General features: G+C 56.1%; 19 protein-coding genes. 18 read left to right on the top strand and 1 reads right to left on the bottom strand.

From position 1 onward, the window contains the following. Positions 1-133: 133 nt before the first annotated feature. The 3 genes from aegA to OGX97_RS22565 all read left to right on the top strand — a co-directional run bounded on the left by aegA (position 134) and on the right by OGX97_RS22565 (position 4,012). Complete coding sequence (aegA, locus tag OGX97_RS22575) at positions 134-2,113, top strand: formate-dependent uric acid utilization protein AegA (RefSeq protein WP_235127013.1); 1,980 nt, start codon at positions 134-136, stop codon at positions 2,111-2,113. Positions 2,114-2,269: 156 nt separating this feature from the next. Then, complete coding sequence (nudK, locus tag OGX97_RS22570; protein WP_279850723.1) at positions 2,270-2,845, top strand: GDP-mannose pyrophosphatase NudK; 576 nt, start codon at positions 2,270-2,272, stop codon at positions 2,843-2,845. Between the two features lie 123 nt (positions 2,846-2,968). Continuing rightward, positions 2,969-4,012: a DUF1176 domain-containing protein gene (locus tag OGX97_RS22565; RefSeq protein ID WP_195995360.1), complete on the top strand. Its 1,044-nt coding sequence runs from the start codon at positions 2,969-2,971 to the stop codon at positions 4,010-4,012. On the opposite strand, the gene tkt is transcribed toward OGX97_RS22565, so the two are convergent. Then, the gene (gene tkt, locus OGX97_RS22560) at positions 4,002-5,996 is read right to left on the bottom strand and encodes a transketolase (RefSeq protein WP_195995359.1); all 1,995 of its coding nucleotides are present in this window, start codon (positions 5,994-5,996) and stop codon (positions 4,002-4,004) included. The two genes, OGX97_RS22565 and tkt, sit on opposite strands and share 11 nt — an antisense overlap. A 280-nt stretch (positions 5,997-6,276) precedes the next feature. On the opposite strand from tkt, the gene maeB reads away from it, so the two are divergent. From maeB to eutC, 15 genes are all read left to right on the top strand, one after another. After that, a complete protein-coding gene (gene maeB, locus OGX97_RS22555) occupies positions 6,277-8,556 on the top strand; it encodes an NADP-dependent oxaloacetate-decarboxylating malate dehydrogenase (protein WP_003835063.1) in 2,280 nt (759 codons plus the stop codon). Between the two features lie 160 nt (positions 8,557-8,716). Next, entirely contained in the window at positions 8,717-9,052 is a 336-nt protein-coding gene (gene eutS / locus OGX97_RS22550) for an ethanolamine utilization microcompartment protein EutS (RefSeq protein ID WP_003037995.1), read from the top strand. Between the two features lie 12 nt (positions 9,053-9,064). Beyond that, a complete protein-coding gene (gene eutP / locus OGX97_RS22545; protein ID WP_003037998.1) occupies positions 9,065-9,544 on the top strand; it encodes an ethanolamine utilization acetate kinase EutP in 480 nt (159 codons plus the stop codon). Next, positions 9,522-10,220 (top strand): ethanolamine utilization acetate kinase EutQ, encoded by a 699-nt coding sequence (gene eutQ, locus OGX97_RS22540; RefSeq protein WP_235127017.1) that lies wholly within the window; start codon positions 9,522-9,524, stop codon positions 10,218-10,220. Before eutP ends, eutQ begins: the two co-directional genes overlap by 23 nt. 9 nt (positions 10,221-10,229) lie before the next feature. After that, a complete protein-coding gene (eutT, locus tag OGX97_RS22535; RefSeq protein WP_003835057.1) occupies positions 10,230-11,033 on the top strand; it encodes an ethanolamine utilization cob(I)yrinic acid a,c-diamide adenosyltransferase EutT in 804 nt (267 codons plus the stop codon). Next, positions 11,030-12,046, top strand: coding sequence for a phosphate acetyltransferase (pta, locus tag OGX97_RS22530; RefSeq protein ID WP_032944169.1), 1,017 nt, complete (start codon positions 11,030-11,032; stop codon positions 12,044-12,046). Before eutT ends, pta begins: the two co-directional genes overlap by 4 nt. Before the next feature lie 36 nt (positions 12,047-12,082). Continuing rightward, entirely contained in the window at positions 12,083-12,376 is a 294-nt protein-coding gene (gene eutM / locus OGX97_RS22525) for an ethanolamine utilization microcompartment protein EutM (RefSeq protein ID WP_003835054.1), read from the top strand. Positions 12,377-12,490: 114 nt separating this feature from the next. Continuing rightward, complete coding sequence (gene eutN / locus OGX97_RS22520; RefSeq protein WP_003038011.1) at positions 12,491-12,778, top strand: ethanolamine utilization microcompartment protein EutN; 288 nt, start codon at positions 12,491-12,493, stop codon at positions 12,776-12,778. An 11-nt stretch (positions 12,779-12,789) separates the two neighbouring features. After that, a complete protein-coding gene (locus tag OGX97_RS22515) occupies positions 12,790-14,193 on the top strand; it encodes an aldehyde dehydrogenase family protein (protein WP_286592731.1) in 1,404 nt (467 codons plus the stop codon). Between the two features lie 12 nt (positions 14,194-14,205). Next, entirely contained in the window at positions 14,206-15,045 is an 840-nt protein-coding gene (gene eutJ, locus OGX97_RS22510) for an ethanolamine utilization protein EutJ (protein WP_048234757.1), read from the top strand. Next, on the top strand, positions 15,035-16,222 hold the full coding sequence (eutG, locus tag OGX97_RS22505; RefSeq protein ID WP_008785420.1) for an ethanolamine utilization ethanol dehydrogenase EutG: 1,188 nt from the start codon (positions 15,035-15,037) through the stop codon (positions 16,220-16,222). The genes eutJ and eutG overlap by 11 nt, the downstream gene beginning before the upstream one ends. A 119-nt stretch (positions 16,223-16,341) precedes the next feature. Then, complete coding sequence (gene eutH / locus OGX97_RS22500; protein WP_003835043.1) at positions 16,342-17,574, top strand: ethanolamine utilization protein EutH; 1,233 nt, start codon at positions 16,342-16,344, stop codon at positions 17,572-17,574. Beyond that, positions 17,571-18,974 carry an ethanolamine ammonia-lyase reactivating factor EutA gene (gene eutA, locus OGX97_RS22495; protein ID WP_257119526.1) on the top strand — a complete coding sequence of 468 codons (1,404 nt, stop codon included), beginning with the start codon at positions 17,571-17,573 and terminating at the stop codon, positions 18,972-18,974. Before eutH ends, eutA begins: the two co-directional genes overlap by 4 nt. Positions 18,975-18,985: 11 nt before the next feature. Further along, entirely contained in the window at positions 18,986-20,347 is a 1,362-nt protein-coding gene (gene eutB / locus OGX97_RS22490; protein ID WP_003038029.1) for an ethanolamine ammonia-lyase subunit alpha, read from the top strand. A 20-nt stretch (positions 20,348-20,367) separates the two neighbouring features. Then, positions 20,368-21,264, top strand: coding sequence for an ethanolamine ammonia-lyase subunit EutC (eutC, locus tag OGX97_RS22485; protein ID WP_008785418.1), 897 nt, complete (start codon positions 20,368-20,370; stop codon positions 21,262-21,264). The last annotated feature ends 9 nt before the right edge of the window (positions 21,265-21,273 follow it).

Raw genomic sequence — 21,273 nt, 5'->3', positions numbered from 1 at the left:
TAAATTGATCTGCCACAGGTTCTGGATAAATAGTTGTGCTTCCTGGGCAAATGAACATTGCCGCTTCCTTCCGTGTCGGTTAATAACACTCTTATAAAGAATAAGGTTTTTGCAACCAAAAAAGAAGGAAGCCATGAATCGTTTTATTATGGTCAATAGCCAGCAGTGCCTGGGATGCCATGCCTGTGAGGTCGCCTGCGTCATGGCTCACAATGGCGAACAGCATGTCCTGAGCCAACGGCATTTTCAGCCCCGAATTACCGTCATTAAGCATCAGCAGCAGCGCAGCGCGGTGACCTGCCACCACTGCGAAGATGCACCCTGCGCCAGAAGTTGCCCAAACGGGGCAATTAGCCATGATAACGACAGCGTTCAGGTGAACCCGCAAAAGTGTATTGGCTGTAAATCGTGCGTTGTAGCCTGTCCTTTCGGCACGATGCAGATCGTACTCACTCCCGTCGCCAAAGGGAAGGTGAAAGCTACCGCGCACAAATGCGATCTGTGCCAAGGGCGTGAACAGGGACCCGCCTGCGTAGAGAACTGTCCGGCGCAGGCGTTACAACTGGTGACGGAAAATTCGCTTACCGGTCTGTCAAAAGCGCGCAGGCTGCGTACCGCAAGTTTGGAAAGCCAGCCATGGCATGCCAGCACTACCGATTTTGTTCCACATGTCATCACTAAACGTGAGCAAATGCAGGCGACGCCTGCGCGCGGGGAGCCGGATAAACTGGCGATTGAGGCCCGGAAAACCAGCTTTGAAGAGATCTATCTGCCGTTTCGTACGGCGCAGGCGGAGCGCGAAGCCTCTCGCTGCCTGAAATGCGGCGACCACAGTATCTGCGAATGGACCTGTCCACTGCATAACCACATTCCGCAGTGGATTGAACTGGTCAAAGCCGGGAATATCGACGCGGCGGTTGAGCTTTCTCACCAGACCAACTGCCTGCCGGAGGTGACCGGACGCGTATGCCCGCAGGATCGACTCTGCGAAGGGGCATGTACGGTGCGTAGCGAGCATGGCGCAGTTACCATCGGTAATATTGAGCGTTACATCTCCGATCGGGCGCTGAGTAAAGGATGGCGACCGGACTTAAGCCATGTGCAGAAAGTGGACAAGCGTGTTGCCATCATCGGTGCGGGTCCGGCGGGTCTGGCCTGTGCGGATGTGCTTGCGCGCAGCGGCGTCAGCGCCACCGTTTACGATCGCCATCCTGAAATTGGCGGTTTGCTGACGTTCGGTATTCCGGCCTTCAAGCTGGACAAATCGCTGCTGGCGCGTCGCCGTGAAATCTTCAGCGCCATGGGCATTCATTTTGAACTTAACTGTGAAGTGGGTAAGGATGTCGCGCTTGAAAAGCTGCTGGAGGATTACGATGCCGTGTTCGTGGGCGTAGGAACCTATCGTTCCATGAAGGCGGACCTGCCAAATGAAGACGCGCCAGGCGTGTATGATGCGCTGCCGTTCCTGATTGCCAACACCAAGCATGTGATGGGGCTGGAGGAACTGCCTGAAGAACCGTTTATCGACACCGCCGGACTAAACGTGGTTGTGCTGGGCGGAGGCGATACGGCAATGGACTGTGTGCGAACCGCCCTGCGTCATGGCGCAAGCCAGGTGACCTGCGCCTATCGTCGTGATGAAGCCAACATGCCCGGCTCAAAAAAAGAGGTGAAGAACGCCCGGGAAGAGGGGGCAAATTTCGAGTTTAACGTTCAGCCGGTTGAGCTGGTGTTGCATGCCGATGGGCGAGTCAGCGGTGTGCGTTTCTTACGTACCCAACTTGGCGAACCTGATGCGCAGGGCCGTCGTCGCCCGGTTCCCATTGCCGGGAGTGAGTTTGTCATGCCCGCAGATGCGGTGATTATGGCGTTTGGTTTTCACCCACACGGCATGCCGTGGCTGGAGTCGCATGGCGTTAAGGTCGATAACTGGGGGCGCATTGCCGCCGATGTTGAAAGTGCATACCGTTATCAAACCAGTAACCCGAAAATCTTTGCCGGTGGCGACGCGGTACGCGGTGCAGACCTGGTGGTGACGGCCATGGCGGAAGGGCGGCACGCCGCCCAGGGGATCGTCGACTGGCTGGGCGTAAAATCAGTCAAATCTCATTAATCGGCGAGTAGGCCGGATAAAACGCGTTAGCGTTGCCATCCGGCAATGTGCCGCATGAATGCCTGATGGCGCTTTGCTTATCAGGCCTACATTGTTCCAAGACAAACCCGGTTTCACGGCGTAGTATTATTTCTCACTTCTTGCTGTGGAGCCGGTATGTCGCAAAAAATTACCCTCATCAAAGATAAAGTCCTCTCCGATAACTACTTCGTCCTGCGCAATATCACTTATGACCTGACCCGTAAGAATGGAGAGGTGATCCGTCACAAACGTGAGGTTTACGATCGTGGCAACGGCGCCACAATCCTGCTGTATAACCCGGAGAAGAAAACGGTGGTGCTCATCCGCCAGTTTCGCGTTGCGACATGGGTCAACGGTAACGAAGACGGTCAACTGATTGAAACCTGCGCCGGGCTGCTGGATAACGACGAACCGGAAGCATGTATTCGAAAAGAGGCGATTGAAGAGACCGGCTTTGAAGTGGGTGAAGTACGTAAACTGTTTGAGCTATACATGTCGCCGGGCGGTGTGACGGAAATAATCCACTTCTTCATCGCGCAATACCGTGACAGTCAGCGGACAAACGCGGGGGGCGGCGTGGAAGATGAAGATATTGAAGTTCTGGAACTGCCGTTCACACAGGCGCTGGACATGATCAAAACGGGTGAGATCCGTGACGGTAAAACGGTGCTATTGCTGAACTATTTGCAGTCATCGCATCTCATGGACTAATGCGCGGGATTTATATTTCTTTACAAATTTACGGCCAATCCGACGATTCTTATTGAGCCACATCAGTCGCGCAAGGAAGATACCGCTTAGGCTGTGTGTTTTGACTTCGGGGTTGTACCGTTCATGCGCTATCGCGTTATTCTCCTTTTCCTGCTCGGGTTGCTACCTGCCCGATTGCTGTGGGCTGCGCCCGCGCAACAGGCGTTTTCTGACTGGCAGGTAACGTGTAATAACCAAAATTTTTGCGTGGCGCGAAATACCGGAGAGCACCACGGCCTGGTCATGACCTTGAGCCGCAGCGCTGGGGCACATACCGACGCCGTGTTGCGTATTGAGCTGGGCGGGCTGGAATCGTCCAGCGTCAAAGAGAGCGATATTGCGCCGCGTCTGCTGTTGGATGGTGCGCCACTCTCGCTGAGCGGCGAGCACTGGCGCATAACTCCCTGGCAGCTGACGACCGATGATCCCGCCACCATCAGCGCATTTTTACAAACCATACAGGACGCGAAGGCGATTACCCTGCAAAAAGGTGCGCAAAACCTTTCGCTGGCCGGGCTAAAAGCCGCGTTGTTGTTTATCGACGCCCAGCAAAAACGGGTGGGGAGCGAAACTGCATGGATTGAAAAAGGTGACGAGCCTCCGCTCAGCGTACCTCCGGCCCCCGCGCTGAAAGGTGTAGCGGTCATTAATCCAACGCCAACGCCTCTCACGCAGCAGGAGCGCAGTGAACTGCTGGACTATGGTAACTGGCGGATCAACGGTATTCGCTGCTCTATCGATCCGCTGCGTCGCGAGATGCGCGTCACGGCCCTAACGGATGATAAAGCGCTGCTGATGATTGGTTGTGAGGCCGGGGCGTATAACACCATCGATCTGGCGTGGGTGGTTTCACGTACGACTCCGTTGACTTCACGCGCGGTACGGTTAAGCCTGCCGTTTAAAACGGATGCAGAAAGTCGCGATATGGAGCTGACCAACGCTACGTTTGACGAGAAGTCGCGGGAGCTGGTCACCCTCGCTAAAGGACGAGGGTTGGCAGATTGCGGTATCCAGACCCGCTGGCGCTACGACGGTCAACGTTTTCGCCTGGTGCGCTATGCCCAGGAGCCAAGCTGCGATAACTGGCATGGGCCAGATGCCTGGCCCACACTGTGGATCACGCGTTAAGCACCTTGTGCGCTTTGTCGACGATGTTATCCACCGTAAAGCCGAAGAATGGGAACAACTTGTCCGCCGGTGCTGACTCCCCATAACCCGTCATGCCGACAATCGCCCCTTTCAGTCCAACATATTTGTACCAGTAGTCGGCAATTCCTGCTTCTACCGCCACGCGCGCGCTGACGTTTGCCGGCAAGACCGACTCCCGGTACGCCTCATCCTGGGCGTCGAAGATATCGGTTGAGGGCAGAGAAACCACCCGCACGTTACGACCTTCGCCGGTCAGTTTTTCCGCTGCCAGCAGCGTGATTTCCATTTCTGAACCGGTAGCAATCAAAATAACATCCGGCTTACCGCCGCCATCCTTGAGCACATAGCCGCCGCGGGCAATTTGCTGCACCTGCTCTGGCGTGCGCTCAACCTGTGCCAGATTCTGCCGCGAGAGGATCAGCGCCGTTGGCCCGTCATGACGTTCGACTGCCAGCTTCCAGCCTACTGCCGCTTCAACCTGATCGCACGGTCGCCAGGTACTGAAATTAGGCGTCAGGCGCAGGCTGGCGAGCTGTTCAACAGCCTGGTGCGTAGGACCATCTTCCCCCAGACCAATTGAGTCGTGGGTATAAACCATGATTTGTCGGGCTTTCATCAGCGCCGCCATACGCGCGGCATTTCGGGCATATTCGACAAACATCAAGAACGTAGCGGTGTACGGTACGAAGCCCCCGTGATGGGCGATACCGTTGGCAATCGCCGTCATACCAAATTCACGCACGCCGTAGTGGATGTAGTTTCCTGCATGATCCTCTATAAGAGAGGAGGAGCCTTTCCAGATGGTCAGGTTGCTGGGGGCCAAATCCGCCGATCCGCCAAGCAGCTCTGGCAGTATAGGCCCGTAGGCGTTAAGGGTATTTTGCGAGGCCTTACGGGTGGCGATTTTGGCCGGATTGGCCTGCAGCTCGGTAATATATTTCTGTGTTGTTGCCTCCCACTCTTTCGGCAGCCCACCGCTCATCCGGCGAGAAAACTCTGCCGCCAGTTCCGGGTAGGCTTGTTGGTAAGCTGCGAATTTCTCCTTCCAGCCCTGTTGCGCTTTTTCGCCTTTCTCGCGTGCGTCCCACGCCCGGTAAATCTCTTTGGGGATCTCAAAAGCAGGATGATGCCACCCCAGCTTCTGCCGGGTCAGTGCCACCTCTTCTTCGCCCAGCGCAGCGCCGTGCGCTTCCTCTTTCCCTGCTTTATTTGGTGAGCCAAAACCAATCACCGTGCGGCAGATAATCAGCGATGGTTTATCGGTAACAGCCTGCGCTTCCTGAATGGCTTTTTTCACCGCCTCTGGGTCATGACCGTCAATGTCGTGTACCACATGCCAGTGATAGGCCTCAAAACGTTTCGCGGTATCGTCGGTAAACCAGCCGTCGGTTTCACCATCAATCGAGATGCCGTTGTGATCGTAGAAGCCAATGAGTTTGCCAAGCCCCAGCGTGCCCGCCAGCGAACAAGCCTCGTGTGAAATACCCTCCATCAGACAGCCGTCGCCCATAAAGACCCAGGTAAAGTGGTTAACAATCTCATGGTCCGGCTGGTTAAACTGCGCTGCCAGCGTACGTTCGGCAATGGCCATACCGACGGCGTTGGCTAAACCCTGACCCAGCGGTCCTGTCGTGGTTTCCACGCCCGGCGTGTAGCCAATTTCCGGGTGCCCTGGCGTCTTCGAATGGAGCTGACGGAAGTTCTTTAATTCTTCGATCGGCAGGTCGTAACCGGAAAGATGCAACAGGCTGTAAAGCAGCATTGAGGCGTGGCCGTTGGACAGAATAAACCGGTCACGATCGTACCAGGTGGGGTCGGTCGGGTTATGGCGTAGAAAATCGTTCCACAGAACTTCGGCGATATCGGCCATCCCCATTGGTGCTCCAGGGTGGCCGGAGTTAGCTTTTTGGACGGCATCCATACTTAGCGCACGAATGGCATTGGCAAGCTCTTTACGGGTCATAGGAAATACTCCTTGAAAAGTAAAGTGTTAGATGCGTGTTGTGATTCACACTTTTGGGAAAATTGCGGGCGTTGTCAGCAAAAAGCATAGCAGACAGGCATGGTATTGCTGGATTAAGCAGGTAACATGGTTGTTATAAATTGATAACAAATTCTTTCTTTGAATGGTGAGAGTTTGGGGACCTTCAAAGTTTGTACCGTTGACTGAGGTGATAATGTGCGGCTCAGTAGAATGGTTACCCGCGCCACTTTTTTGATAGATACGTGAAAGGAACAACAAGATGGATGACCAGTTAAAACAAAGCGCCCTCGATTTCCACGAATTTCCGGTACCCGGTAAAATCCAGGTTTCTCCGACCAAGCCTCTGGCAACGCAGCGCGACCTGGCGCTGGCCTACTCGCCGGGCGTGGCTGCACCGTGTCTTGAAATTGAAAAGGATCCGCTGGCAGCCTACAAATATACCGCGCGCGGCAACCTGGTTGCGGTTATTTCCAACGGCACAGCGGTGCTGGGTCTCGGCAACATTGGCGCGTTGGCCGGCAAACCGGTGATGGAAGGTAAAGGCGTTCTGTTTAAGAAATTCGCCGGGATCGACGTGTTCGACATTGAAGTCGATGAACTCGATCCGGATAAGTTTATCAATGTGGTTGCGGCCCTGGAGCCCACGTTTGGCGGTATCAACCTCGAAGATATTAAAGCGCCGGAGTGCTTCTACATTGAGCAAAAACTGCGCGAGCGCATGAATATTCCGGTCTTCCACGATGATCAGCACGGTACGGCAATCATCAGTACTGCCGCTATTCTGAACGGTCTGCGGGTGGTTGAGAAAAATATCTCTGACGTGCGCATGGTGGTGTCTGGTGCAGGTGCGGCGGCGATTGCCTGTATGAACCTGCTGGTAGCGCTGGGTATGCAGAAACACAATATTGTGGTCTGTGACTCCAAAGGTGTGATTTACAAAGACCGCGAACCGAACATGGCGGAAACCAAAGCGGCTTACGCGGTGGTGGATGACGGTAAGCGTACGCTGGATGATGTCATTGACGGCGCAGATATTTTCCTCGGCTGCTCGGGCCCGAAAGTGCTGACGCAGGAAATGGTTAAGAAGATGGCGCGTGCGCCAATGATTCTGGCACTCGCCAACCCGGAGCCGGAAATCCTGCCGCCGCTGGCAAAAGAGGTGCGTTCCGACGCCATCATCTGTACCGGTCGTTCAGACTACCCGAACCAGGTTAACAACGTCCTGTGCTTCCCGTTCATCTTCCGCGGTGCGCTGGACGTTGGTGCGACGGCCATCAACGAAGAGATGAAACTGGCGGCGGTGCACGCCATTGCTGAGCTGGCGCATGCCGAGCAGAGTGAAGTGGTGGCCTCTGCTTATGGCGATCAGGACCTGAGCTTCGGCCCGGAATACATCATTCCGAAACCGTTCGACCCGCGTCTGATCGTCAAAATCGCCCCTGCTGTGGCGAAAGCGGCGATGGACTCCGGCGTGGCAACGCGTCCGATTGCCGACTTTGACGCTTACATCGATAAGCTGACTGAATTCGTCTACAAAACCAACCTGTTCATGAAGCCGATTTTCTCCCTGGCACGCAAAGCGCCGAAGCGCGTGGTGCTGACGGAAGGGGAAGAAGCGCGCGTACTGCATGCTACCCAGGAGCTGATCACGTTAGGGCTGGCGAAGCCGATCCTGATCGGTCGTCCAAGCGTTATTGAAATGCGTATCCAGAAACTGGGTCTGCAGATCAAAGCGGGCGTCGATTTTGAAATCGTCAACAATGAGTCCGATCCGCGCTTTAAAGAGTACTGGAGCGAGTACTACCAGATTATGAAGCGTCGTGGGATTACCCAGGAGCAGGCGCAGCGTGCGGTGATTGCCAACACTACGGTGATCGGCGCAATCATGGTACAGCGCGGCGAAGCGGATGCGATGATCTGCGGTACGATTGGCGACTACCATGAGCACTTCAGCGTGGTGAAAGAGGTATTTGGTCATCGCGACGGCGTGCATACTGCCGGGGCGATGAACGCCTTGCTGCTGCCAAGCGGTAACACCTTTATCGCCGATACCTACGTCAACGACGATCCTACGCCTGAGCAACTGGCGGAAATCGCCGTGATGGCGGCAGAGACCGTGCGTCGCTTTGGTATCGAACCGAAGGTGGCGTTGCTGTCGCACTCCAACTTTGGTTCCTCTAACTGTCCGTCGGCCAGCAAAATGCGCGACGCGCTGGAGCTGATTAAGGCGCGCGCGCCAGAGTTGATGATTGACGGCGAAATGCACGGCGACGCCGCGCTGGTGGAAAGCATCCGTAATGACCGCATGCCGGACAGTCCGTTGAAAGGCTCAGCGAATATTCTGGTGATGCCGAATATGGAAGCTGCCCGTATTAGTTACAACTTACTACGCGTTTCCAGTTCTGAAGGCGTAACGGTTGGCCCGGTGCTGATGGGGGTTGCGAAACCGGTTCACGTATTAACGCCGATCGCCTCTGTTCGTCGTATCGTTAATATGGTGGCGCTGGCGGTTGTAGAAGCCCAAACGCAGCCGCTGTAATTTCACTTTAATTTATTTCCGGCGCGGGTTTCTCCCGCGCCTTTTTATTTTCCCTTTCTTAGTGATCTACTTCACCTTTTAAACCTGGTTGCCGAATTTTGTTATTTACTCTGACAAAAAATTGCCACGATGAGGGCAGTTTTAGCGGAGGCGGTGAGCAATGGAAAAAGAACGCATTATTCAGGAATTTGTGCCGGGGAAACAGGTCACGCTGGCGCATCTCATTGCGCACCCCGGCGAGGAATTAGCGAAAAAGATCGGCGTTCCCGAAGCGGGCGCTATCGGCATCATGACGCTGACGCCAGGCGAAACCGCGATGATTGCCGGTGACTTAGCCATGAAGGCGGCGGATGTACATATCGGTTTTCTCGATAGATTCAGCGGCGCACTGGTGATCTACGGTTCGGTAGGCGCAGTAGAAGAAGCGTTATTACAGACGGTAAGCGGTCTGGGTCGATTATTAAATTTCACTTTGTGCAACCTGACAAAAAGTTAATCAGAGGCGGCGATGAAACGTATTGCATTTGTCGGTACGGTGGGGGCGGGGAAAACAACGCTCTTTAATGCGCTACAGGGGAATTATTCCCTCGCCAGAAAAACACAGGCCGTGGAGTTTAATGAAAATGGCGATATCGATACGCCAGGGGAATATTTTAGCCATCCGCGCTGGTATCACGCCTTAATTACCACGCTGCAGGATGTCGATACGTTGATTTATATACACGCGGCAAATGATAAAGAAAGTCGCTTACCTGCCGGGCTGTTGGATATCGGCGCCAGTAAACGACAAATCGCCGTTATCAGTAAAACGGACATGCCGGATGCCGACGTCGCCGCAACGCGACAACTACTTCGCGGGATGGGTTTTCAGGAGCCGATTTTTGAGCTCAATAGCCATGACCCGCGCAGCGTGCAGCACCTGGTGGATTATCTGACTGAGCTCAGCCAAAAGGAGGAAAGGGCAGGTGAAAAAACTCATCACAGCTAACGATATTCGTGCGGCCCACGCACGCGGCGAACAGGAAATGTCGGTTGTTCTGCGCGCCAGCATCATCACCCCGGAGGCGCGCGAAGTTGCGGAGCTGCTGGGCGTTACCATCAGTGAATGCGATGAATCCGCGCCAACTGCTGCTGTACCGGCGGCGGTTGATGATGGCAAAACGGAAAGCCAGCGCATTCGCGAAACCATCATTGCGCAGTTACCGGAAGGGCAGTTTACCGAAAGCCTGGTCGCCCAGCTGATGGACAAAGTTATGAAGGAGAAGCAGTCGCTGGAGCAGGGCGGAATGCAGCCCAGCTTTAGCTCGGTAACCGGCAAAGGCGGCGTCAAAGTCATCGACGGCAGCAGCGTGAAGTTTGGTCGTTTTGACGGCGCGCAGCCGCACTGCGTGGGCTTAACCGATCTGGTGACCGACCAGGACGGTAGCAGCATGGCCGCCGGGTTTATGCAGTGGGATAACGCCTTTTTCCCATGGACGCTGAACTACGACGAAATCGACATGATTCTGGAAGGCGAGCTGCACGTTCGCCACGAAGGTGAAATCATGATTGCAAAAGCCGGGGACGTAATGTTTATCCCGAAAGGTTCCAGCATCGAATTTGGTACGCCATCGACGGTGAAGTTTCTGTATGTGGCCTGGCCTGCGAACTGGCAGTCCTGCTAAGGCGGATGTATGAAGGATTTCATTACCGAAGCATGGCTCAGAGCGAATCATACGCTTAGCGAAGGGGCTGAAATTCATCTCCCCGCTGACGCTCGCCTGACGCCGTCTGCCCGGGAATTACTGGAAAGCCGACATCTGCGTATTAAGTTTATCGACGAGCAGGGCAGCCTGTTTATTGATGATGAAGAACAGCAGCCGCAGCCGGTGCATGGGTTAACCAGCAGTGATACGCATCCACAGGCCAGCTGCGAACTGTGCCATCAACCGGTGGCGAAGAAACCGGACACCCTGACGCATCTGACGGCGGACAAGATGGTCGCCAAAAGTGACCCTCGGCTGGGATTTCGCGCCGCGCTGGACAGCACCATCGCCCTGGCTGTGTGGTTGCAGATTGAGATGGCAGAACCGTGGCAGCCGTGGCTGGCGGATATCCGCTCGCGCCTGGGCAATATTATGCGCGCTGACGCCATGGATGAGCCGCTGGCAGCACAAGCTGTCGTGGGTTTAAGTGACGAAGATTTACACCGTCTTTCTCATCAACCGCTGCGCTATCTGGACCACGACCATCTGGTGCCTGAAGCCAGCCACGGACGTGATTGCGCGCTGCTTAATCTGCTGCGTACCAAAGTCCGTGAAACGGAGACGGTGGCGGCCCAGGTGTTCATCACTCGCAGTTTTGAGGTTATGCGACCGGACATTATGCAGGCGCTCAACCGCCTTTCCAGTACGGTCTACGTGATGATGATTCTGAGCGTTGCGAAGCATCCGCTGACGGTTAACCAAATTCAACAGCGACTGGGGGAGAAGCAATGATCATTGAACGTGCTCGTCAACTCGCCCAACGCTCACCGGCACGGGTGGTGTTCCCGGATGCGCTGGATGTCCGGGTGTTGAAGGCGGCGAATTACCTGCATCAGCACGGTCTGGCACATCCCATTCTCGTCGCCAGCCCGTTTGCGCTGCGCCAGTTTGCCCTCAGCCACCGGGTGGCAATGGATGGCATTCAGGTTATCGATCCGCAAAGCAATCAGCCAATGCGCGAAGAGTTTGCGCTGCGCTGGCTGGCTCGCGCGGGAGATAAAACGCCTGCGGATGCGCTGGAAAAACTCAACGATCCGCTGATGTTCGCCGCTGCAATGGTCAGCGCGGGTAAAGCTGACGTCTGTATTGCGGGCAATCTCTCATCAACAGCGAACGTGCTGCGTGCCGGATTACGCATTATCGGGCTACAGCCTGGCTGTAAAACGCTGTCGTCAATTTTCCTGATGCTGCCGCAGTACCTTGGTCCGTCATTAGGTTTTGCCGATTGCAGCGTCGTGCCGCAGCCCACCGCCGCACAGTTGGCGGATATTGCAATTGCCAGCGCGCAGACATGGCAGGCGATCACAGGTGAAGAGCCGCGCGTCGCCATGCTGTCGTTTTCAAGTAATGGCAGTGCTCGCCATCCTAACGTCGCTAACGTGCAGCAGGCGACCGAGATCGTTCGTGAGCGTGCCCCGCAGCTTACCGTGGACGGAGAACTGCAATTTGATGCCGCCTTTGTTCCGGATGTCGCAGCGCAAAAAGCGCCCGCCAGTCCGTTAAAGGGCAATGCCAATGTGATGGTCTTCCCATCGCTCGAGGCAGGCAATATTGGCTACAAAATCGCTCAGCGTCTGGGAGGGTATCGCGCAGTAGGTCCGTTGATTCAAGGGCTTGCCGCACCGCTTCATGATCTCTCTCGTGGCTGTAGCGTACAGGAAATTATCGAACTGGCGTTGGTGGCAGCAGTGCCGCGCCAGACTGACGTGAGTCGTGAAAACGCCTCACAAACACTGGTTGTTTAGGTCCCGTTCTGGACCCCTTAATGAGAGGAAAACACAATGGAAGCATTAGGAATGATTGAAACCCGGGGCCTGGTTGCACTGATTGAGGCTTCTGACGCAATGGTTAAAGCGGCACGGGTGAAACTGGTTGGCGTGAAGCAGATCGGTGGCGGTCTGGTCACTGCCATGGTCCGTGGCGACGTAGCGGCATGTAAAGCTGCAACGGACGCAGGTGCTGCGGCTGCACAGCGTATTGGCGAGCTGGTTTCAGTACACGTGATCCCACGTCCGCACGGCGATCTGGAAGAAGTGTTCCCGATCAGCTTTAAAGGCGACAGCAACGACATGTAAGTCGTCCATGTGACGCCACAGACTTCATTGCTGGCGTCACCCTCTCTCCTTTTCACATTACCTTCTGCGGGGGGTAGGGGGAGGTTTTACCTGAAATATGCCACGGAGGCGCGTATGAAACTGGCAATCGTTACAGGACAAATTGTTTGTACCGTACGCCATCAGGGGCTCGCGCACGACAAGTTGCTGATGGTGGAAATGATTGACGCCCAGGGAAATCCCGACGGGCAATGTGCTGTTGCTATCGACAGCATCGGGGCGGGAACCGGAGAGTGGGTGCTGCTGGTCAGCGGAAGCTCCGCCCGTCAGGCGCACCGGAATGAATCATCGCCTGTCGATCTGTGCGTGATTGGCATTGTCGATGAAGTGGTGGCAGGTGGTCAGGTGATCTTCCATAAATAAGGCAGAAAATCATGAATCAACAGGATATTGAACAGGTCGTGAAAGCGGTACTGCTGAAAATGAAAGACAGCAGCCAACACGTCAGTGCCGTTCAAGAAATGGGCGTTTTTGCCTCCCTGGATGACGCAGTGGCGGCAGCAAAACTGGCCCAGCAGGGGTTGAAAAGCGTTGCCATGCGCCAACTGGCTATCACGGCCCTACGTGAGGCGGGCGAAAAGCACGCCAGAGAATTAGCGGAACTTGCCGTCACTGAAACCGGCATGGGACGCGTCGAAGATAAATTTGCCAAAAACGTGGCGCAGGCGCGCGGCACGCCGGGTGTGGAATGCCTGTCTCCACAGGTTCTGACCGGCGATAACGGTCTGACGCTGATTGAAAACGCACCGTGGGGCGTGGTGGCCTCGGTAACTCCATCCACCAACCCGGCCGCGACCGTCATTAACAACGCCATCAGCCTGATTGCCGCTGGTAACAGCGTGGTCTTCGCACCGCATCCGGCGGCGAAAAAAGTCTCTCAGCGCGCTATCACTCTGCTTAACCAGGCGGTGGTTGCCGCAGGCGGTCCGGCAAACCTGTTGGTGACGGTTGCCAACCCGGATATCGAGACTGCCCAGCGTCTGTTCAAGTACCCAGGTATCGGCCTGCTGGTGGTGACCGGTGGTGAAGCCGTGGTGGACGCCGCGCGTAAGCACACCAACAAACGTCTGATTGCCGCTGGTGCGGGTAATCCGCCAGTGGTGGTTGATGAAACGGCTGACCTGGCACGTGCGGCGCAGTCGATAGTCAAAGGTGCATCGTTTGACAACAACATCATCTGCGCCGACGAAAAAGTGCTGATCGTGGTCGATAGCGTCGCTGATGAACTGATGCGTCTGATGGAAAGCCAGCATGCGGTGAAACTGACCGCGGCTCAGGCCGAACAGCTGCAGCCGGTGCTGCTGAAAAATATCGATGAGCGCGGTAAAGGCACAGTCAGTCGTGACTGGGTCGGGCGCGATGCCGGAAAAATCGCTGCGGCGATTGGTCTGAACGTACCGGAGCAAACCCGTCTGTTATTCGTCGAAACCTCCGCGACGCATCCGTTTGCCGTTACCGAACTGATGATGCCGGTGCTGCCGGTCGTGCGAGTTGCCAACGTCGATGAAGCCATTGAACTGGCGGTCAAGCTGGAAGGCGGCTGCCACCATACGGCGGCGATGCACTCACGCAATATCGAAAATATGAACCGTATGGCAAACGCCATTGATACCAGCATCTTCGTTAAGAACGGACCGTGCATTGCCGGTCTTGGACTGGGCGGTGAAGGCTGGACCACGATGACTATTACCACACCAACCGGGGAAGGGGTGACCAGTGCGCGTACGTTTGTGCGTCTGCGTCGCTGTGTGTTGGTAGACGCCTTCAGAATTGTATAAGGAGTAAATGAGATGGCGCACGACGAACAACGTTGGTTGACACCCAGACTGCTAAAAGCGGCAACGCTATGTAACCAGACGCCCGCAAAGAGCGATTCACCGCTGTGGTTGGGCATTGATTTGGGAACGTGTGATGTGGTGTCGATGGTTGTGGACAGTGACGGACAGCCGGTCGCGGTTTGCCTGGACTGGGCCGATGTCGTGCGCGATGGCATCGTCTGGGATTTCTTTGGTGCGGTGACCATCGTTCGTCGCCATCTCGATACGCTCGAACAACAACTGGGTTGCCGTTTTACCCATGCGGCAACCTCGTTTCCACCGGGAACTGACCCACGCATCTCTATTAACGTGCTGGAGTCTGCCGGGCTTGAAGTGAGCCATGTCCTCGACGAACCAACCGCGGTGGCGGATCTGTTGCAGCTTGATAACGCCGGCGTGGTGGATATTGGTGGTGGCACTACCGGGATTGCGATTGTTAAACAGGGCAAAGTGACTTACTCCGCTGATGAAGCGACCGGCGGGCACCATATCTCTCTGACGCTGGCCGGGAACCGTCGTATCCAGTTGGAAGAAGCCGAGCAGTACAAGCGCAGCAATGGCAAAGAAATCTGGCCGGTGGTGAAGCCTGTCTACGAAAAGATGGCGGAAATCGTGGCGCACCATATTGCCGGACAGGATGTCGCTGATTTGTGGCTGGCGGGTGGCTCCTGTATGCAGCCAGGCGTTGATGAACTGTTCCGTAAGCGTTTCCCGGAACTGCAGGTGCATTTACCCCAGCACAGCCTGTTTATGACTCCGCTGGCGATTGCAAACAGCGGAAAAGAAAAAGCGGAAGGAATCTATGCAAGCTGAATTGCAGACCGCGCTCTTTCAGGCATTCGATACCCTGAATCTGCAACGCGTAAAAACGTTTAGCGTTCCCCCGGTTACGTTATGTGGACTGGGAGCGCTTAGTACCTGCGGACAGGAAGCACAAACGCGCGGACTGACGCATATGTTCGTCATGGTTGACAGCTTTCTGCATCAGGCGGGGATGACCGCCGCACTGGAGCGCAGCCTGGCGATGAAAGGTGTGGCAATGACGCTGTGGCCATGTCCGGTAGGTGAACCGTGCATTACGGACGTCTGCGCGGCAGTCGCGCAACTGCGTGAATCAAAGTGCGACGGCGTCGTGGCTTTCGGTGGCGGTTCCGTGCTGGATGCCGCCAAGGCAGTGGCGTTGCTGGTGACCAATCCTACCCAGACGCTGGCTGACATGGACGAGCGTAGCGTGTTACGCCCGCGTCTGCCGCTGATTGCCGTACCGACTACCGCCGGAACGGGCTCAGAAACCACGAACGTCACGGTGATTATCGACGCCGCGACCGGACTCAAAAAAGTGCTGGCCCACGCAACCCTGATGCCGGATGTGGCGATCCTTGACGCCGCATTGACGGAAGGCGTGCCTGCGCACGTAACGGCGATGACCGGGATTGATGCACTGACGCACGCCGTTGAAGCGTATAGCGCACTGAACGCGACGCCGTTTACCGACAGCCTGGCGATTGGTGCGATAGCGATGATCGGTAAATCGCTGCCGAAGGCCGTCGGCTACGGTCAGGATCTGGCGGCGCGCGAAAGCATGCTGCTGGCTTCCTGTATGGCCGGGATGGCGTTTTCCAGCGCTGGGCTTGGCCTGTGCCATGCGATGGCGCACCAGCCGGGGGCGACGTTGCACATTCCACACGGACAGGCTAACGCCATGCTGCTTCCCACGGTAATGGGGTTCAACCGCATGGTGTGTCGTGAGCGCTTTAGCCATATCGGACGCGCGTTAACCAACAAGAAATCGGACGATCGTGATGCTATCAACGCGGTCAGCGAGTTGATTAGCGAAGTGGGCCAGACCAAACGACTCTCTGACGTTGGGGCAAAGCCCGAGCAGTACAGCGCATGGGCTCACGCCGCGCTGGAGGATATTTGTATTCGCAGTAACCCACGGACCGCCACGCAGGCACAGATCATCGACCTGTACGCGGCTGCCGGGTAATGCCTGTAGGCCGGATAAGGTGCTCGCACCGCCATCCGGCAATAACACGGCGTTAATGCCGGAGGCGACGTAAACGTCTTATCCGGCCTACAAATCACAAATGACAGGGAGTAGGGGCTATGGGAATTAACGAAATCATCATGTACATCATGATGTTCTTTATGCTGATTGCCGCCGTGGACAGGATCCTGTCGCAGTTCGGCGGTTCGGCACGCTTCCTCGGTAAGTTTGGTAAGAGTATTGAGGGATCGGGCGGCCAGTTTGAAGAAGGTTTTATGGCGATGGGCGCGCTGGGTCTGGCGATGGTCGGTATGACCGCGCTGGCACCGGTTCTGGCGCATGTGCTCGGGCCAGTAATTATTCCGCTGTATGAAATGCTGGGCGCGAACCCGTCGATGTTTGCCGGAACGCTGCTGGCGTGCGATATGGGCGGCTTCTTCCTGGCGAAAGAACTGGCGGGCGGCGACGTTGCGGCGTGGCTGTACTCTGGCCTGATCCTCGGGGCGATGATGGGGCCGACGCTGGTCTTCTCCATTCCGGTTGCGCTGGGGATTATTGAACCGTCTGACCGTCGTTATCTGGCGCTGGGCGTGCTGGCGGGTATTGTCACCATTCCGATTGGTTGTATTGCGGGCGGTTTGATTGCGATGTACTCCGGCGTCGAAATCAACGGACAGCCGGTGGAGTTCACCTTCGCGCTGATCCTGATGAATATGATCCCGGTGCTGATCGTGGCTGTGCTGGTGGCGCTGGGACTGAAATTCATCCCGGAAAAAATGATCAACGGCTTCCAGATCTTCGCGAAATTCCTGGTGGCGCTGATCACCATCGGCCTGGCAGCAGCGGTGGTCAAATTCCTGCTCGGCTGGGAGCTGATCCCAGGTCTTGATCCTATCTTCATGGCTCCGGGCGACAAGCCGGGTGAAGTGATGCGCGCCATCGAAGTTATCGGTTCTATTTCCTGCGTACTGCTCGGTGCGTACCCAATGGTACTGCTGCTGACCCGCTGGTTTGAAAAACCGCTGATGAGCGTCGGTAACCTGTTAAAAATCAATAATATTGCGGCTGCCGGTATGGTTGCGACGCTGGCGAACAACATCCCAATGTTCGGCATGATGAAGAATATGGATACCCGCGGCAAAGTGATCAACTGCGCCTTTGCGGTCTCCGCGGCCTTTGCTCTGGGTGACCACTTAGGCTTCGCCGCTGCCAACATGAACGCGATGATCTTCCCGATGATTGTCGGCAAGTTGATTGGCGGCGTGACGGCGATTGGTGTGGCTATGCTGTTGGTACCGAAAGATGAAGATGTGCCAGCAGAAGTAGAAACCAACCCGGAGGCGCAATCGTGAATACTCGCCAGCTACTGAGCGTCGGTATCGATATCGGCACCACTACCACTCAGGTGATTTTCTCGCGCCTTGAGTTAGTCAACCGTGCGGCAGTGTCGCAGGTGCCGCGCTACGAATTCATCAAACGCGAAATTAGCTGGCAAAGCCCGGTGTTCTTTACCCCCGTTGATAAGCAGGGCGGGTTGAAAGAGGCCGAACTTAAGGCGCTGATCCTCGCCCAGTATCAGGCGGCGGGTATTGCGCCTGAGACTGTCGATTCCGGCGCGATCATCATCACCGGAGAAAGTGCCAAAACCCGTAATGCGCGTCCGGCGGTGATGACGCTCTCTCAGTCGCTGGGGGATTTTGTTGTGGCCAGCGCCGGTCCGCATCTGGAATCGGTGATTGCCGGTCACGGTGCGGGGGCACAAACCCTGTCCGAGCAGAAGTTGTGCCGCGTACTGAACATCGATATCGGTGGCGGTACGTCGAACTACGTTCTGTTTGATGCTGGAAAGGTCAGCGGTTCGGCTTGCCTCAACGTCGGCGGGCGACTGCTGGAAACGAACGGCCAGGGACGAGTAGTACATGCGCATCAGCCGGGGCAGATGATTGTTGATGACGTATTTGGTCCGGGCACCGACGCCCGAACCCTCAATGCGGCGCAGCTTGTTCAGGTAGCCCGACGGATGGCGGCGCTGATTGTGGAGGTGATTGACGGCACGTTATCACCGCTGGCGCAGGCGCTGATGCAAACCGGCCTGTTACCGGCGGGCGTGAAACCGGAAGTGATTACGTTGTCCGGCGGGGTGGGCGAGTGCTACCGCAACCAACCAGCCGATCCGTTCTGTTTTTCCGACATTGGCCCGCTGTTAGCAACGGCACTGCATGAACATCCGCGCCTGTGTGAGATGAACGTGCAGTTCCCGGCGCAAACCGTGCGCGCCACGGTGATTGGCGCCGGTGCGCATACGCTGTCGCTTTCGGGCAGCACCATCTGGCTGGAAGGCGTGGCGCTTCCGCTGCGCAATCTGCCGGTGGCGATTCCGGTTAATGAGGCTGATTTGGTGGCCGCCTGGCAACAGGCGCTAATGCAGCTCGATCTGGACCCGCAAACGGACGCCTACGTGCTGGCGCTGCCCGGTTCGCTGCCGGTGCGCTATGCCGCGCTGTTAACGGTGATTGATGCGCTGCTGGCCTTTGTCGCGCGCTATCCGAATCCGCATCCCCTGCTGGTGGTAGCTGAGCAGGATTTTGGTAAGGCCCTGGGCATGCTGTTACGCCCACAGTTACAGCAACACCCGCTGGCAGTCATCGATGAGGTGGTTGTCCGGGCGGGGGACTATATCGACATTGGTACGCCTCTTTTTGGCGGATCGGTTGTGCCGGTGACGGTGAAATCACTCGCATTTCCTTCCTGAGGGAACGACTTATGAAACTAAAGACCACATTGTTCGGCAATGTTTATCAGTTTAAGGATGTTAAAGAGGTGCTGGCAAAAGCCAACGAACTGCGTTCGGGGGATGTGCTGGCAGGAGTGGCCGCAACCAGTTCGCAGGAGCGCGTGGCGGCCAAGCAGGTACTGTCGGAAATGACGGTGGCGGATATCCGCAATAACCCGGTGATTTCCTATGAAGAGGACTGTGTTACTCGTCTGATTCAGGATGACGTCAACGAGACGGCCTATAACCGTATCAAAAACTGGAGTATCAGCGAGCTGCGCGAGTACGTGCTGAGCGATGAAACCTCCGTTGATGACATTGCGTTTACGCGCAAAGGGTTAACGTCGGAAGTGGTCGCTGCGGTAGCAAAAATCTGCTCTAACGCGGACCTGATCTACGGCGGTAAGAAAATGCCGGTGATCAAAAAGGCCAATACCACCATCGGTCTGCCGGGCACCTTCAGCTGCCGTTTGCAGCCGAACGACACCCGTGATGACGTGCAGAGTATTGCCGCACAAATCTACGAAGGGCTGTCCTTCGGGGCGGGCGATGCGGTGATCGGCGTAAACCCGGTAACGGATGACGTGGAAAACTTAAGCCGCGTACTGGATACCGTGTACGGCGTTATCGACAAATTCAACATCCCGACCCAGGGCTGCGTACTGGCACACGTGACTACCCAGATCGAAGCGATTCGTCGCGGCGCGCCGGGCGGGCTGATTTTCCAGAGTATCTGCGGTAGCGAAAAAGGCTTAAAAGAGTTTGGCGTTGAGCTGGCCATGCTGGATGAAGCGCGCGCAGTGGGCGCTGAGTTCAACCGTATCGCCGGGGAAAACTGCCTGTACTTCGAAACCGGGCAAGGGTCTGCACTTTCCGCGGGCGCGAACTTCGGCGCCGATCAGGTGACGATGGAAGCGCGTAACTACGGGCTGGCACGCCACTATGATCCGTTCCTGGTGAACACCGTGGTGGGCTTTATCGGGCCGGAGTATCTCTACAACGACCGTCAGATTATTCGCGCGGGTCTGGAAGATCACTTTATGGGCAAGCTGAGCGGCATCTCAATGGGCTGCGACTGCTGCTACACCAACCATGCTGATGCTGACCAGAACCTTAACGAAAACCTGATGATTCTGCTCGCCACCGCTGGCTGCAACTACATCATGGGCATGCCGCTCGGTGACGACATCATGCTCAACTATCAGACCACCGCCTTCCATGACACCGCGACCGTGCGTCAGCTGCTGAACCTGCGTCCGTCGCCGGAGTTTGAACGCTGGCTGGAAACCATGGGCATTATGGCAAACGGTCGCCTGACCAAACGGGCGGGCGATCCGTCACTGTTCTTCTGATGACGCGGGGATGACACACGATGGATCAAAAACAGATTGAAGAAATTGTACGCAGCGTAATGGCGTCAATGGGTGAGTCTCAACCGCAGGCTCAAGAACCGTCAGCACCAGCAAAATGCAGCACCACGCAGTGCGCCGCGCCGACCGGTGAAAGCTGCGCGATGGACTTAGGCTCAGCCGAAGCCAAAGCATGGATTGGCGTTGAGAATCCGCACCGTGCAGAGGTGTTGACTGAACTTCGTCGTAGCACCGCTGCGCGTGTATGTACCGGTCGTGCCGGTCCTCGTCCGCGTACCCAGGCGCTGCTGCGTTTCCTGGCTGACCACTCGCGTTCGAAAGATACGGTATTGAAAGAAGTGCCGGAAGAGTGGGTAAAAGCCCAGGGGCTGCTGGAAGTGCGCTCGGAAATCAGCGACAAAAACCTGTATCTGACGCGTCCGGATATGGGGCGTCGTCTGAGTGCGGAAGCCATTGAAGCACTGAAATCACAGTGTGTAATGAATCCGGATGTGCAGGTGATTATTTCTGATGGCCTGTCTACCGACGCGATTACCGCTAACTATGAAGAGATCCTGCCGCCGCTGTTGTCGGGCTTAAAACAGGCCGGATTGAAGGTCGGGACGCCGTTCTTTGTTCGCTATGGGCGCGTGAAAATCGAAGATCAGATCGGCGAACTGCTGGGTGCAAAAGCGGTGATCCTGCTGGTTGGTGAACGTCCGGGCCTCGGCCAGTCGGAAAGTCTTTCTTGCTATGCCGTCTATTCGCCGCGTGTGGCGACCACCGTTGAAGCTGATCGTACCTGTATCTCGAACATTCACCAGGGCGGTACGCCACCGGTTGAAGCGGCGGCGGTGATTGTGGATTTGGCCAAGCGCATGCTGGAGCAAAAAGCATCCGGCATCAATATGACCCGTTAAGGAGGCATC

This window comes from Citrobacter sp. Cpo061, from assembly GCF_030332845.1.
Classification (GTDB): domain Bacteria; phylum Pseudomonadota; class Gammaproteobacteria; order Enterobacterales; family Enterobacteriaceae; genus Citrobacter; species Citrobacter portucalensis.
Note: the sequence above shows the minus strand (reverse complement) of the source record. Positions and strands in the feature narration are given on the sequence as shown.

Excerpts from the sequence above, each read along its gene's own strand:
- aegA (WP_235127013.1), top strand. The coding sequence starts at position 134 with ATGAATCGTTTTATTATGGTCAATAGCCAGCAGTGCCTGGGATGCCAT.
- nudK (WP_279850723.1), top strand. The coding sequence starts at position 2,270 with ATGTCGCAAAAAATTACCCTCATCAAAGATAAAGTCCTCTCCGATAAC.
- OGX97_RS22565 (WP_195995360.1), top strand. The coding sequence starts at position 2,969 with ATGCGCTATCGCGTTATTCTCCTTTTCCTGCTCGGGTTGCTACCTGCC.
- tkt (WP_195995359.1), bottom strand. The coding sequence starts at position 5,996 with ATGACCCGTAAAGAGCTTGCCAATGCCATTCGTGCGCTAAGTATGGAT.
- maeB (WP_003835063.1), top strand. The coding sequence starts at position 6,277 with ATGGATGACCAGTTAAAACAAAGCGCCCTCGATTTCCACGAATTTCCG.
- eutS (WP_003037995.1), top strand. The coding sequence starts at position 8,717 with ATGGAAAAAGAACGCATTATTCAGGAATTTGTGCCGGGGAAACAGGTC.
- eutP (WP_003037998.1), top strand. The coding sequence starts at position 9,065 with ATGAAACGTATTGCATTTGTCGGTACGGTGGGGGCGGGGAAAACAACG.
- eutT (WP_003835057.1), top strand. The coding sequence starts at position 10,230 with ATGAAGGATTTCATTACCGAAGCATGGCTCAGAGCGAATCATACGCTT.
- pta (WP_032944169.1), top strand. The coding sequence starts at position 11,030 with ATGATCATTGAACGTGCTCGTCAACTCGCCCAACGCTCACCGGCACGG.
- eutM (WP_003835054.1), top strand. The coding sequence starts at position 12,083 with ATGGAAGCATTAGGAATGATTGAAACCCGGGGCCTGGTTGCACTGATT.
- eutN (WP_003038011.1), top strand. The coding sequence starts at position 12,491 with ATGAAACTGGCAATCGTTACAGGACAAATTGTTTGTACCGTACGCCAT.
- OGX97_RS22515 (WP_286592731.1), top strand. The coding sequence starts at position 12,790 with ATGAATCAACAGGATATTGAACAGGTCGTGAAAGCGGTACTGCTGAAA.
- eutJ (WP_048234757.1), top strand. The coding sequence starts at position 14,206 with ATGGCGCACGACGAACAACGTTGGTTGACACCCAGACTGCTAAAAGCG.
- eutG (WP_008785420.1), top strand. The coding sequence starts at position 15,035 with ATGCAAGCTGAATTGCAGACCGCGCTCTTTCAGGCATTCGATACCCTG.
- eutH (WP_003835043.1), top strand. The coding sequence starts at position 16,342 with ATGGGAATTAACGAAATCATCATGTACATCATGATGTTCTTTATGCTG.
- eutB (WP_003038029.1), top strand. The coding sequence starts at position 18,986 with ATGAAACTAAAGACCACATTGTTCGGCAATGTTTATCAGTTTAAGGAT.
- eutC (WP_008785418.1), top strand. The coding sequence starts at position 20,368 with ATGGATCAAAAACAGATTGAAGAAATTGTACGCAGCGTAATGGCGTCA.